Raw genomic sequence first — 14,605 nt, 5'->3', positions numbered from 1 at the left:
ACTCTCTAATGATAAAGTATTAAATCCTACTAAAGATCTTGAATCAGTTTTAAATACAAAAAAAATATTTTGGTATACTTTTCCTTTATTTATTACTCAGATTATGTCATTGGTTAATAATGTATCTGATAAATATATTCTGAAGTATTATTTGGATATTGATACCGTTGGTGTTTATGGCAAAGCATATTTATTTGGATCCTCACTGGGTCTATTTATTGACAGTCTGATGTTATTATGGATGCCATATGTAATAAAAAATAAAGAATTTATACTGTTTAAGCGGCTACATCTAATACTAAAAGCAGTTTACGTTTTCATGATTATGTCTTTGGTTATTCTTGTACTTGGAGTTTATTTATATTTTTCAAACCAGGATGTTTTTGGACTACCGCCAACTTTTATATTGGTGTTTTTTATTATTTTTAGTGCATTTGCCTTGAGGATTGGTTATCAGGTTACTACCCCTATTTTAAGTGCTTACGATAAAACATCATTGGTTGCAAAAATCTCAATATTTTCAATGGTTATTGGCCTTGTAGCCAACCTGCTACTTATACCATCTTACGGTATGGTTGCAGCAGCAGTTGCAACCTTAATATCTTTCTTATCATACTCAATAATCTCTATTATATATACTGTAAAGTTAAGAAGAGAAATAACAGTTTGATAAAAATTCGAAAGAAACAGATAGTAGTCAAAGATGATATGCAAGGTTTTAAAAACTATGTTGTATTGTATTGGCGTTTAATACTATAGTCGATCCACTACAAAATAAACACAGTGTTACTGGTATCAATTTTTCGAAGCCTCTGGAGTGCGAAGCGTACAGTAAGCAAGGAAAATTTATACAAGTAGTCCGTTATAATATTTATGTTCATTTTATTTAGGACTGACTATAGACCAATGGATATTGAAAGATAATGTTTTAAGCAACGGTAAAATTTCTATAGAGATATACTCTAAAAGCTCTCTTACGCTTCGTATTGTTGAAGGGGAAGAGTCAAGATATTATTATCAAAAAACAACTTTGCCTGTCTTTGAAATTATAGCAACTGAATCCTCTACCATCCTTACAACTATTAAAGATATCACATGAAAATACTTTACTTTCATCAGCATTTCTCTACTCCTAAAGGGGCAGCAGGTATACGCTCTTATGCCATGGCGCAGTCACTGATCAAAAACGGCCATCAAGTCACAATGGTTTGTGGATCGTTTGGTAACGGTCAAACAGGACTGACCAGTTCCTTCGTTAATGGTATGCGCCGAGGAGAAGTAGAGGGTATTGATATTATAGAGTTTGAATTGTCTTATTCAAATAACTCTACCTTTGCACAGCGTGTATCGTTATTTTTAAGCTTTGCCTATAAGTCTGTCAAAGTGGCTATGACCGAAAAATATGACGTAATCTTTGCCACTACTACACCTCTAACTGCTTCTATTCCTGGTATCGTTGCAAAGTGGCTACGTAAGAAGCCATTTGTATTTGAAGTGAGAGACTTGTGGCCAGAATTGCCAAAGGCAATGGGTGTGATAAAAAATCCTATTATACTTTGGTTGATGTCTGTACTAGAGTGGGTGTCTTATCATTCAGCAGATCGTCTGATTGGACTGTCTCCTGGTATTGTGGATGGTATCGTCAGTCGCGGTATTAAGAGAGATAAAGTCACTATTATACCTAATGGTTGTGACCTGGATATCTTCGCGAGTCAACCAGTAGCATGGCGCCCTGAAGGTATAGAAAAAACAGATCTAATGGCTATTTTTACTGGCACACATGGATTAGCGAATGGGTTGGATGCTGTTATTGATGCCGCTTTGGAGTTGAGTAATAGAGCAATAAAAGATATTAAGATAGTTCTGATTGGCAACGGAATGAAAAAAGAAGCATTACAACAACGAGCTACAGAATTAAAGCTAAATAACTTAATATTTCATGATCCAGTCGATAAAGATAAATTAGCAGGACTTATGGCAAGTGCTGATATAGGTTTACAGACGTTAGCCAATATTCCAGCATTTTATTATGGAACATCGCCTAATAAGTTTTTCGATTATATAGCTGCAGGTTTACCTGTTCTAAATAACTATCCAGGATGGTTATCGGATTTAATTACCGATGAAAAATGCGGATTTACAGTAACACCAGAGAGCCCTGAAGACTTTGCAAATGCGTTAGAGAAAGCTGCTTCTGATCGAGAATCACTAAAAATTATGGGTAAAAATGCTCAAGAGCTAGCCAAACGTAAGTTTGATCGAGCTTTGCTTTCTCAAAAATTTAATGATTGGGTAACAGGAGTTAAATCATGATAAAACGCCTATTCGACATCACTGCTGCGACTAGCGCTTTAGTCGTGTTATCTCCCGTATATGCGATCACCGCTTACAAAGTCAGTAAAAACCTAGGTTCGCCTGTACTGTTTCGTCAAACGCGCCCTGGACTAGATGGCAAACCGTTTGAGATGATTAAATTCCGTACCATGAAGGATGCCACAGACGAGCAGGGTAATCCTCTACCAGACAGCGAGCGCTTAACCTCTTTTGGTCAAACGCTACGCAATACTAGCCTTGATGAATTGCCAGAGCTATGGAACGTGCTAAAAGGTGATATGAGCCTAGTAGGGCCGCGACCGTTATTGATGGAATACCTGCCGCTATATAGTGAGGAGCAGTCGCGTCGTCATCAGCTGCGTCCTGGTATCACGGGCTATGCCCAAGTGAATGGCAGAAATGCCATTGGCTGGGATAAAAAGTTTGAACTAGACACTTGGTATGTAGACAACCAATCGCTTTGGTTGGATATAAAAATACTTTTCAAAACGGTCAAAAAAGTGCTGATAAAAGATGGTATCAGCGCTGATGGTGAAGCCACCATGAGTAAATTTACGGGTAGCAGTAATCCATTAGAAGGTGGCCATGAATAACGTATTTGCTGTCTATGGCGCATCTGGCTGTGGCCGTAGCTTGATGCCAGTAGCTGTTGAGCAATTACAGCGACTGTACGGTGATGATTATGACGCAAAGCAGCTGGTCTTTATAGATGATGCCTTAACGGTAGACACCAAAGTTAACGGTCACGTAGCGATGAATTACCAACGCTTTATCGACTTGCAACCTGTTAATAAGTCAGTACTGATCGCCATTGCTAATAGTCAAGTGAGACAGCAGCTTGCCGATAAACTAACGAATGACGGCATCGCCTTGTGGCATGTGCAGTCAGAGCGCACTTTAGTGATGGACAGTGTCTGTATAGATAGCGGCGGTGCGCTTAGTCCGTTTGTGACCTTAGCTGCCAACGTGACGATTGGTAAATGCTTCCATGCTAATTTATATAGCTATGTCGAGCACGATTGTATTATCGGTGATTATGTCACCTTTGCCCCTAGAGTTAGCTGCAACGGCAATATCCATATTCATGATCACGCGTATATCGGTGCTGGTGCAGTCATTAAGCAAGGCACGCCAGATAAACCATTAATCATTGGTAAAGGTGCTATCGTCGGTATGGGCGCAGTCGTGACTAAAGACGTGCCAGCTGGCGCAGTGGTCATCGGCAATCCTGCTAGACCCTTGAATAAATGAGCCGCCATTGAGCGCTGTTTGCTACAAATCTTATAAGCCATGATAAAAGACTATCCATCATCAAGCCCACACATCAAGTACACAGTGAGACCCTTATGCTAAACACCAATTTTTCACCTTGGCCCAGTTTCACTCAAGTTGAGGCCGATGCCGTCAGCCAAGTCTTGTTATCTAACAAAGTCAACTATTGGACTGGAACCGAGGGTCGTCAATTTGAGCGTGAATTTGCCGAGTGGGCAGATAGCAAATACGCGATTGCTATGGGTAATGGCACGCTAGCCTTAGACGTTGCCTTACAAGCGCTTGATATTGGCGCAGGCGATGACGTTATCGTCACCCCGCGCACCTTTATCGCCAGTATTTCCTCTGTTGTCAATGTGGGGGCCACGCCTGTCTTCGCTGATGTCGATGCTGATACTGGCAACATCACACCCGAGACAATTGCTGCCGTATTGACCGCAAAGACCAAAGCCATCGTTTGTGTACATCTGGCTGGTTGGCCGTGTGACATGGATGGCATCATGGCGCTAGCAGAGCAACACAACCTCTACGTGATAGAAGACTGTGCTCAAGCACATGGTAGCCAGTATAAAGGTCGTAGCGTTGGTAGTATTGGTCATATTGGGGCTTGGAGTTTTTGTCAGGACAAAATCATGACCACGGGTGGTGAAGGTGGCATGGTCACGACCAATGACGAGCAGCTGTGGCGCAAAATGTGGGCTTATAAAGATCATGGCAAAAGCTATGCTGCCGTCTATGAGACCGAGCATCCACCAGGCTATCGCTGGTTACATGAAAGCTTTGGTACCAATTGGCGCATGACCGAGATGCAAGCAGTGATTGGGCGTATTCAGTTAGAGAGAATGAATGATTGGACAGCCAAGCGTACTGCCAATGCACAGGCCATATTGGCTGCCTGTGAGCAATGGGTGGAGAGCGGTTATCTATCAGTGCCTAGAATAGAAGCACTGCCAGCATTTGCTGACTGCACTCACGCTTACTACAAGCTCTATGTTTATGTGCAGCCAGAGCATTTGCCACAAGGATGGTCGCGTGATCGGATCATCGCTGAGATCAATGCGCTAGCGGTGCCGTGTTTTTCGGGATCAGCCTCTGAAGTTTATTTAGAAAAGGCCTTCGATAATACGGGTTTGCGTCCACAGACCAGATTGCCAATAGCAAAGCAGCTGGGAGAGACCAGTTTGATGTTTTTGGTGCATCCGACGTTGACTCAAGCAGAAATTGTGCAAACGGTTCAGGCCATCGATCAAATATTTGCTAAAATGACTGATGCTGATCAAGTATCATAGATACATATTGCCTCACTCTCATTTACCAACTTTCGCTATAGAAGCAGACCTTTATGAATAAAAAATTATTAACGGTGTTAAGTGCGAGTATCGTAGCGATAGTGCCAATGCTGACAACGACGGCCTCTGCACAAAACCTCTATATGAATGACTTACGTCTCAAAGCAGATATTGACTGGCTGAATACCCAAGGCGTGACCCAGATCAGTACCAGCACTTGGCCACTAAGTGCTAATGAGATCGAACGCGGATTACAAGGCGCTCAACTGACCACTGCGGCACAGCAGCAAGTTGTGCAGTCGATACAGACACGGCTAAGTCAGGATCGCGACTCTTTAGTTAAGGCCTCTGGCAAACTATCGCTACAGACCGATCGTCAGCAGCTGCCACAGCATTTTGGCGATGCCAATCTGGCAGAACAACAGGTGAGTGTCGCCGTAGGATTGAGCGAAGCCAATTGGGAATTTAATTTGCAGGCCAATCTAAAAAATAACGAGCTCATTGATGACGACTCAGACGTCAGTTTTGAAGGCTCTTATATTGCTGGTATGGCGGCCAATCAGTGGTTAATCGCTGGTAAAATTCCAGCATGGTGGGGACCTGGGCATGATGGCAGTCTCATTCGCGGCGATGCCAGTATTCCGGTCACCGGCTTTACCATGCAGCGTGATACGCAAACCGCACCGAATTATAAATATTTAAATTGGGTCGGTCCTTGGCAGTATCAGCTGTTTGCTGGTCAATTGGATGACTATGAAGCGGTTCCAGATGCCAAGCTATTTGGCGCGCGTCTAGCAGCCAGCCCATTGCCTTGGTTAGAGGTTGGTGCTTCTCGTACCTTTATGTGGGGCGGAGAAGGTCGTCCAGATAGCATTGGCTCATTTGGTGATGCTGTTTTAGGTACCAAAGATAATGGTGGTCGTGAAGGCGGTGATCCAGCGAATCAACTGGGCGGTTTCGACGCCAAAGTTCAGCTTGCCTCACTAATCAACGTGCCGGCGAGCGTTTACGGTCAATATATCGGCGAAGATGAAGCAGGCGGCTTACCAGCGAAAAATATGTATTTGGCAGGTGTGGACTATGCTTCTGCGGCGATGGGCAAACCTTATCAGCTCTATGCTGAGTACACAGATACCCGTACTAGTGGCGAAGTTCGGGGTGTCTCTTATGACCATTCTAACTACACCGATGGCTACTATCAGCAAGGCTATCCACTCGGCTATGCGCTTGGTGGTGATGCTGAGAGTGTCGCGGTCGGCGGTCGATTATGGCTCGATGGACGTAATTTTATCCATGCAAAGCTACAGCATGCTAAGGTCAATCAATCAGGAGAGTTGGACCGTCGCACTGGGGAGGCGGATAACCAAGCGTTTCCAACGACGGACAAGCTGACCGCTATTGATGTCTCGTGGGAACATCAGTTGCAGCCTTTGACAAAAGTGACCACTAGACTGTGGGCAGTCGATTCGGATAATCACTCAAGCGATATCGGCGCAGGAATTGGTATTGAGCTAGCGACCTATTAGGGTCTGTTGAATGTCCAAATATTATAGTGCTTAGCATCATCGTCAAACGAAAAAACAGCGGGTTAATACCTCAATATTAACCCGCTGTTTGATTTTAAACACAGGTGGCACATCCTCAGTATAAAAACGATACAGTAGGGCTGGAATGAATTTTTCGCAGCCTCTGTCTGCAAAGGCACAGCAAGCCAGAAAAATTTATACCAGTTCAGCATTGCAATAGAATGTATTTGTTTTATTTAGAATCGACTATATAGCCCATCCATTTTAAAAAGAATAGGGTTCTACTGAGATGAGTTTTTCGAACTCCATCCGATAGCTATGGTCAATCCTCTATAAATTGGGTGCCTTGCCAAAGTAACATTCTTCGAGTTCGACTTCACCATAAAAAACCTCCTCAGCTCCGATAGTAACAATCGGTGTCAGAACGCCTTTTTTGTCCTTTCAATATTCACAATAGATGCTTAGAATGACTAGGGCATGTCCTCAATTCAAACAATAAGTCATCTAACTGGGCTAAAAATGGCTAAATTTTGCCAAACATCGTCAAATAGCTGGTCAATATCTCGATATTATCTACGCTATTTTTCTCGTTTGACGGCAATTTATCTCATTTTTATCACCACTTGTGAAATGAGGACACACCCTAAGATTACTATCTTTAACATTGAGTTGTCCAAACAATAATCTCTGTCCGTACTATGGTCGAATATCAAACAAGCCCTAGGGCATGTCTTTAATTCACTTTATATGACAGGCAAGCATGAAGCACTTATGAAAACTGAGATTAAAACCCCACTGGCTTTTAGAAGATACCCCTCGACAACGGCTCTACAGTGTTTTGAAACGGCTGCTCGGCACTTAAGCTTTACCAATGCGGCGCTAGAAATGCATATGACTCAAAGTGCGATTAGCAAGCAAGTGGCTCAGCTAGAGGAGATGTTGAACCTCTCGCTTTTTTATCGTACCCCGCATCGAATCTCCTTAACGCCTGCTGGTAGGACTTACTATCTTGAAGTGCTAGATATTCTCAAGCATATTGAGACCGCGACCACCGATTTGATGTCAAATAGTGACAACTCAGAGCTACTTAAAGTTGTTGCTCACCCAACCTTTTGCTCTCGTTGGTTGATGCCAGCACTCAATGGGTTTGGTCAAGCATATCCGCTGCTCAACTTAGATATTAAAGGGCTGACTGGGCCGTTTTTTGTTGAAGATCAAAATGTCGACATTGCTTTTTTATATGGAGATGGTATTTGGGGCGGCATGGAGTCGATAAAGCTTTTTGATGAATATAATGTGGCGGTTTGTCATCCTGAATATTTGATAGAAAAATCGCCATGTACAAATCACATAGATAACTGCACCTTGCTACAGCTCAGCTCGCGTCCAAGCGCATGGTATGAGTATTTCAAACAGCAAAATATTAGTATTGATGGCACCTTTGTGGGTCCGCGTTTTGATGCTTTTCACACGACCATTTCTGCAGCGTTGCTCGGATACGGTATCGCATTAGTCCCATTGCGCTTAGTGGCGCCAGAGTTGCAATCAGGCGCGCTGGTAACCGCATGGCATTATGCGGCAAAAGGCAGGGGAGCCTATTACCTGTCTTACCCTTTATCCTTGGGCAGTTCGCATAAGATAAAGGCTGTTTTAGAATGGATATCAGCGTACCTTGAAACGTCAAATGAGCAGGAGAGAGACTTAGGATTTATATGGTAAGCTAAAAAACCATCACTCTATTGCTAGGGCATGTTTTCAAAAAATGGCTGGTTGATATTCCGATATTAACCAGCCATTTTTCTTATTTGACGGCAATTTATCTCATTTTTATCACCATTCTTGAGATAAAGGCACGCCCTAGCAGTAGAGACCCAAACGAGCCAGCTTTATGCTGGTTTTTTTATGCCAGTAAGCGAGGGTAACGCTGCCACTATTTTATAGTGGACTGACTATATACAGTCACGTTTCATAAGGGCGTGTATCCATTTCATTGAGGCCACGCCCTAGTATCGATTATATGCTAGCGGCTCATTTAGGTGATGTGCTTGAATCTTATAAAACGCTGCAAGCCCTAGCTTTAAAGAGAGTTTGATGCCACTGAGTAGTGTCTAGGCGTTATTCCAAAAAGTAATGCTAGTAAGAAATTAATTATTTTGCAACTTCGCTTTTTGCACGTTAACGTAATAAAGCTTTCAAGGAAGTTTAAATCAATATAAAAGGATTCATTATGATTAAGCAGTATATGTCCGCTATGGGTGTCAAAGAAGAACACTATCAAAATGGCAATTTTGACGTTAATAGCCCCATTGATGGTTCTGTCATTGGCAAAATCACCTTAGACAGTATGGATGCTGTTGATACCAGTATTGCCAATGCCAAAAAGGCATTCAAGGAGTGGCGTACTGTACCTGCCCCAAGACGTGGTGAGCTCGTTCGCTTGTTGGGTGAAGTGCTACGTGAGCATAAAGAAGACTTGGGGATGCTGGTGTCTTTTGAGGCTGGCAAGATTAAAGAAGAAGGCCTCGGTGAAGTACAAGAGATGATTGATATTTGCGACTTCGCGGTTGGGGTTTCACGTCAGATATATGGTTTGACCATTGCATCAGAACGCCCAGGCCATCACATGCGTGAGACGTGGCATCCGCTAGGTGTGATTGGCGTAATCTCTGCTTTTAATTTCCCAGTCGCGGTGTGGTCTTGGAATACAGCGCTAGCCATTGTCTGTGGCAACCCTGTGGTCTGGAAACCATCAGAAAAAGCGCCTTTGGTAGCGTTAGCCTGTCAGGCCATGTTCGAAAAAGCCTTAGCTAAATTTGGCGATGTACCACAGCATTTGTCTCAAGTACTGTTAGGCAAGACAGATATTGGCAATGCTTTGGTTGAGCATAAAGAGGTTGCTTTAGTCAGTGCAACGGGCAGCACGCGTATGGGGAGAGCAGTCGGGCCAAAGGTTGCCAATCGTTTTGGTAGATGCTTGCTTGAGCTTGGTGGTAATAATGCCATGATCTTGGCGCCAAGTGCTGATCTGGATTTGGCGTTACGCGGGATTTTGTTTTCGGCCGTTGGTACAGCTGGTCAGCGCTGTACTACGTTACGCCGTTTATTTGTGCATGAGTCTATCAAAGACGATATGTTGCCTCGTATCAAATCGGCTTATGAAACTGTCACTATTGGTCATCCATTAGAGGGTAATTTGGTCGGCCCACTGATTGATGAAGACAGTTTTAATAGCATGCAAGATGCCTTAAAAAAGGCAAGAGAAGCGGGTGGTACGGTTACAGGCGGCGAGCGTGTACTCGCAGATAGATATCCTAATGCATACTATGTAACACCTGCCATTGTGGAGTTTGATGAACAAAATGACGTTGCCAGAAATGAGACCTTTGCGCCCATTTTATATGTGATGACCTATCAGACATTCGATGACGCTATCGAGATGCAAAACGATGTGCCTCAAGGCTTGTCTTCATGTGTATTTACCAATGATCTTCGTGAAGCTGAAACCTTTTTGAGCGATCGCGGTAGTGATTGCGGGATTGCCAACGTCAACATTGGAACCAGCGGCGCTGAGATTGGTGGTGCGTTTGGTGGCGAAAAAGAAACAGGCGGTGGTCGCGAGTCAGGTTCGGATGCGTGGAAAGCCTATATGCGCCGTCAGACCAATACCATCAATTACTCAAAAGAGTTACCCCTCGCGCAAGGCATTAGTTTTGGCTAGGGCGTGTCCTCAATTCAATCGATAGTTATCTAAATGGGTTAAAAATGGCTAAATCTTGTCAAACGGCGTCAAATAGCTGACTAATATCTCGATATTATCTGCGCTATTTTCCTTGTTTGACTGCGATTTATCTCATTTTTATCACCATTTTTAAAATGAGGACACGCCCTAATAAAAATCGATGTTTTTTTTGAATATTAACCAATTGGCCGCTGCTAAGCATAGATAGAATATGCTTAGCAGCGGCAAGAAGGGCTTTGTTTTTAGCAGCAATAAGCAACCACAGATTAGGTTGTGATGACTATTGATTACTACTAAGGAAGGTAGGACCGTCATGATTGATAATAAACCGCATGACCCTGATATTGATGGCTATGGCCCATCTGCTAGCTTTTTACTTGATATTGCCCCACTGGTACTGACGGCCATGATTCTCATGGTACAGTTCTTCGTATTCAAAGACTTTACCCCTCATATACCCTTGGCTTGTGGCATTTTGATCACAGGCTTATTCATGAAGCTGCGTGGCCGTCATTGGCAAGGTATGGAAGAGCGATTTTTAAAAGTCATCAAAATTGGCTTGCCTGCGATGATAATCCTGATGGGCGTGGGGATGCTCATTGGTTCATGGATTATTGCAGGGACAGTGCCGACCATTCTGTATTATGGCTTTAGTATTTTTTCTCCTTCCTCGTTTTTATTTTCTGTCTGTATTATTTGCGCCATTATCTCCGTTGCGACTGGCACCTCGTGGGGTACCGTGGGCACGGTCGGTCTTGCGATGATGGGAATCGGCATGGGGCTTGGCATTCCCGCCCATTTTACGGGGGGCGCTATCGTCTCTGGTGCTTTTTTTGGGGACAAAATGTCACCGCTATCAGATACTACCAACCTGACTCCTGCCGCCGCAGGGGTCGACCTTTGGGATCATATCAAAGGTATGTTACCCACGACCGTCCCCGCGATGCTGACAGCTTTGGCTCTCTATGCATGGATTGGTATGAGTTATGGCGATGACAGTATTGATTTATCTTCTATCCAATCGCTACAAGACAACTTAGCTGCCAACTACAACCTCAGTATCATTACCTTGTTACCCGCCATCGTCGTGGTGGCAGCAGCTGTCATGAAAATGCCTGCCATACCAACCGTATTGACTGGTGTGTTTGTAGGCTCTGTCATCGCTGTGTTTATGCAAGGCGTTGGTGTGAGTGAGGTCTTTAATGTCCTGCAAAATGGCTTTGTCAGTGAGACAGGTTTTGAGGTTGTTGATCAGCTACTGTCAAAAGGTGGTGTCATGTCGATGACATGGGTTATCAGCTTGACCATCTTTGCGTTAGGTTTTATTGGTGCGCTTGAACACTACGGCACACTCAAAGCCATTATGGCGAAGATTAATCTGTTCGTAAAATCGCGTCTAGGCTTGATTTTTACGACGTACGGTAGTGTCCTCAGTGTGGGTACACTCATTGGTGACGTTTATACCACTTGTGTTTTGCCAGGGCGCTTATTGCAAGATAAGTATAAAGAAATGGGCTATAAGCGTACGACGTTGACTCGCTCTATCGAAGATGCGGGTACGCTCTTATCGCCGCTTATTCCATGGAATATGGGTGGTAGCTTCGTCGCAGCGACACTGGGTATAGCAACGTTGACCTATGCACCCTTTGCTTTTGCCTGTTGGTTATCGCCTTTATTTGGCTTGTTATGGGCGTTTTTTGACAAATTTATACCCCGTGAAGCGCCCACGGTAGAAAACCTCGACACCGCTACTTCAGTCAATGAAGTGTGATATATAAGGAGTGTGATATGTTGCAAGAACAATGTTTATGGAACATGACGGCACCTAGTATGGACACTTATAGTCAGATGAGTAGTGATATACAAGCCACTATTTGCATCATTGGAGGCGGTTATACAGGATTGTCAGCTGCGATTCATTTGGCCGAAAAAGGCGTCAAGGTTGTTTTATTGGAGAGCCAGAAAATTGGTAGTGGCGGTTCAGGAAAAAGCGTAGGGCTCGTGAATGCAGGAACGTGGGCGCGTCCTGACGACTTAAATATTGCTTTAGGCGAAGTGGCAGGCGAGCGTCTGACTGCAGCGCTTGGGCAAGCACCAAGCTTAGTGTTTGACTTGATTGAACGCTATCATATTGAGGTGCAAGCGACGCATGCTGGTAATATTCATATGGCACATAACGCTAAAGGTGAGGCTGATGTCGATATCAGATATGAGCAGCTGAGCCGCCGTGGTGCGAATGTAGATGTGTTAACTGGGCGCAAATGTCACGAATATTGTGGCACCACGAGTATCAACAAAGCGCTGCTGGATCATCGAGCGGGCACCATAAATCCGCTGGCTTATGCAAGAGGTTTGGCCAAGGTAGCGACAGACTTAGGTGTGACGATTTATGAGCATTCTGCCGTTGAGGTGATCGAAAAGGCGGACGGACATTGGTATACAAAAACCTCTAAGGCTCATGTTAAATCTGACCGTATCATTATTGCGACCAACGCTTATACCGAAGGCGAATGGGCGGAAATTTCTAAAACATTCTATCTGGTTGATTACTATCAGATTGCATCTGAACCACTTAGTGGGGAAGCGGCAGATCGTATTTTGCCATACAGAACCGGTGCATGGGATACACGTTTGGCCTTATCTAGTTTTCGTCGTGATGACGACGATCGCTTATTATTGGGAACAGTCGGTGGTACGCAGCTGAAACCGAAATCCTTTTATCAAGCATGGGCAAATACTGTGCAAAAAAGCTACTATCCAGATTTGCCAGCATTTAAGTGGCAATACGAATGGTGCGGTAGCTTTGGCTTTACGCAAGATCATATCTTTCGAGTGATGGAGCCAGATGAAGGCTTGTTGACCGCAACGGCTTATAACGGCCGCGGCATTACCACTGGCACGTTAATGGGTAAATGTTTTGCAGACTATATACTGACAGGTAATAGAGAGAGCATACCCTTGCCATTTAAAACCATGGACACCGCGAAAGTGTCTTTTAGAGGACTAAAATCTGGGTTTACTGAACTGGGACTGACCTTATACCATGCTGGTCAATGCCTAAAAATTGTCAGATAGTTTACGGGTTTCTGTCGAGGCAAGTGGCCTCATTGCTGATATAAAAACCAATAGTGCCTGAAAAACAACGAAAGGGTTTTGATTTAACTATAGTGTGTTTGTGAATATCAAACACACTATAATATTGGTCTAAGCTTTGATTGGGTGATCGTCTGACTTATATCCTTATAGATCAGGAATAATAAAATTACAGAGTAATTTAGGAGTAGTGATGCAAATTTTAGATATTAATACAGTAAAAAAACAACTTACGATGTCGATGGCCATCAATGCCATAGAAGACCTACTAAAAATGCAAGGTGAGCATCCAACGTGGATTAAGACACCTGAGCGCCTAGTTATTCCTACTTTTAAGGACAGTGATGCCAATACATCTGGCTCACATCTATCAATGCCATCAGTGGTTTTTGATGGTAACAATGAGTATGCAGTGGTCAAACTGGTGACTATCTGCCCAGACAATCCTAAGCGTGATAAGCCAACAACGATGGCAACGATCACAGTGTCAGACAATGCGACAGGGGAGATGCTCGCTTTTTTGGATGGCATATACATCACCCAAGTGCGAACAGCAGCATTATCTGGGATAGCCACTAAGTATTTGGCAAATAAAGACAGTCGTGTAGTGGCGGTAGTAGGGACGGGAGGGATGGCGTATGAGCAGCTCAATGCCATACTCACTGTACGTCCAAATATCAAGCAGGTAAACATTTGGAACAGAACATCTCAGATCGCTCATAAGTTTCAAGAGAAATTTAGGCAAGCGTATCCACAATGGCAAGTTGATTTTAAGGTCAGCGAAAACATTGCAGAGGCTATCAAAGATGCCGATATTATCAATCTGGCAACACGAGCGACGACAGGATTGTTCGACGCTTCACAGATAAAGTCAGATGTTCATATCAATGCAGTGGGTGCTTATCAAGCAACGATGAAGGAAGTTAGTAACTCGGTGATAGAGACTTGTACTTCTGTCATTATTGACGATGCTGAAGGGGGCTTGCATGAAGCGGGCGATTTAATACAAGCTCATAATGCCATGGATTGTACGTGGACATGGGATATGCTAACAGGTACGTTAAGTGATCTGGTCAATAAAAAAGTTAACATTGATTTGAATGAAGATAAGGGTATGACGCTGTTTAAGTCAGTTGGTGCAGCCAGCTTTGATGCGGCAGTCGCCTTAAAAATTGCGCAAAAAGCCAAGACAGAAAGTCTGGGTCAGTTTGTTGAGTTATAAAGAGTAGCTAGGGCGTGTCCTCATTTCAAACGAGTGTCCTCTAAATGGGCTACAAACAGCTAAATTTTGCCAAACATCGTCAAATAGTTGGTCAATATCTCGATATTATCTGCACTATTTTCCTTGTTTG

Annotated in this window: 11 protein-coding genes; all 11 read left to right on the top strand. The window is 43.6% G+C overall.

The features are described 5' to 3' along the window. Positions 1 to 670 (top strand): polysaccharide biosynthesis C-terminal domain-containing protein (locus QL982_RS12870; protein WP_290190373.1); only part of this gene is annotated, 670 nt, incomplete at its 5' end. A gap of 425 nt (positions 671 to 1,095) precedes the next feature. Beyond that, complete coding sequence (locus QL982_RS12865; RefSeq protein WP_290165310.1) at positions 1,096 to 2,313, top strand: glycosyltransferase family 4 protein; 1,218 nt, start codon at positions 1,096 to 1,098, stop codon at positions 2,311 to 2,313. Continuing rightward, entirely contained in the window at positions 2,310 to 2,927 is a 618-nt protein-coding gene (locus tag QL982_RS12860; RefSeq protein WP_290165308.1) for a sugar transferase, read from the top strand. The genes QL982_RS12865 and QL982_RS12860 overlap by 4 nt, the downstream gene beginning before the upstream one ends. Beyond that, the gene (locus QL982_RS12855) at positions 2,920 to 3,585 is read left to right on the top strand and encodes an acetyltransferase (protein ID WP_290165306.1); all 666 of its coding nucleotides are present in this window, start codon (positions 2,920 to 2,922) and stop codon (positions 3,583 to 3,585) included. Before QL982_RS12860 ends, QL982_RS12855 begins: the two co-directional genes overlap by 8 nt. 95 nt (positions 3,586 to 3,680) lie before the next feature. Next, positions 3,681 to 4,895 carry a DegT/DnrJ/EryC1/StrS aminotransferase family protein gene (locus tag QL982_RS12850; protein ID WP_290165304.1) on the top strand — a complete coding sequence of 405 codons (1,215 nt, stop codon included), beginning with the start codon at positions 3,681 to 3,683 and terminating at the stop codon, positions 4,893 to 4,895. A 53-nt stretch (positions 4,896 to 4,948) separates the two neighbouring features. After that, positions 4,949 to 6,421 carry a capsule assembly Wzi family protein gene (locus QL982_RS12845; protein WP_290165302.1) on the top strand — a complete coding sequence of 491 codons (1,473 nt, stop codon included), beginning with the start codon at positions 4,949 to 4,951 and terminating at the stop codon, positions 6,419 to 6,421. A gap of 771 nt (positions 6,422 to 7,192) precedes the next feature. Next, a complete protein-coding gene (locus QL982_RS12840; protein ID WP_290165300.1) occupies positions 7,193 to 8,140 on the top strand; it encodes a LysR substrate-binding domain-containing protein in 948 nt (315 codons plus the stop codon). A gap of 508 nt (positions 8,141 to 8,648) precedes the next feature. After that, positions 8,649 to 10,139 carry an aldehyde dehydrogenase family protein gene (locus tag QL982_RS12835; RefSeq protein ID WP_290165298.1) on the top strand — a complete coding sequence of 497 codons (1,491 nt, stop codon included), beginning with the start codon at positions 8,649 to 8,651 and terminating at the stop codon, positions 10,137 to 10,139. Positions 10,140 to 10,473: 334 nt separating this feature from the next. After that, positions 10,474 to 11,931 (top strand): Na+/H+ antiporter NhaC, encoded by a 1,458-nt coding sequence (gene nhaC, locus QL982_RS12830; protein WP_290165982.1) that lies wholly within the window; start codon positions 10,474 to 10,476, stop codon positions 11,929 to 11,931. A gap of 17 nt (positions 11,932 to 11,948) precedes the next feature. After that, complete coding sequence (locus QL982_RS12825; RefSeq protein ID WP_290165980.1) at positions 11,949 to 13,235, top strand: FAD-binding oxidoreductase; 1,287 nt, start codon at positions 11,949 to 11,951, stop codon at positions 13,233 to 13,235. A 211-nt stretch (positions 13,236 to 13,446) separates the two neighbouring features. After that, complete coding sequence (locus QL982_RS12820; RefSeq protein ID WP_290190372.1) at positions 13,447 to 14,475, top strand: ornithine cyclodeaminase family protein; 1,029 nt, start codon at positions 13,447 to 13,449, stop codon at positions 14,473 to 14,475. The last annotated feature ends 130 nt before the right edge of the window (positions 14,476 to 14,605 follow it).

The organism is Psychrobacter sp. 5A.1, assembly GCF_030407455.1.
GTDB lineage: Bacteria > Pseudomonadota > Gammaproteobacteria > Pseudomonadales > Moraxellaceae > Psychrobacter.
The sequence above is the reverse complement of the archived record's forward strand: the minus strand, read 5'-3'. Positions and strand labels throughout refer to the sequence as shown.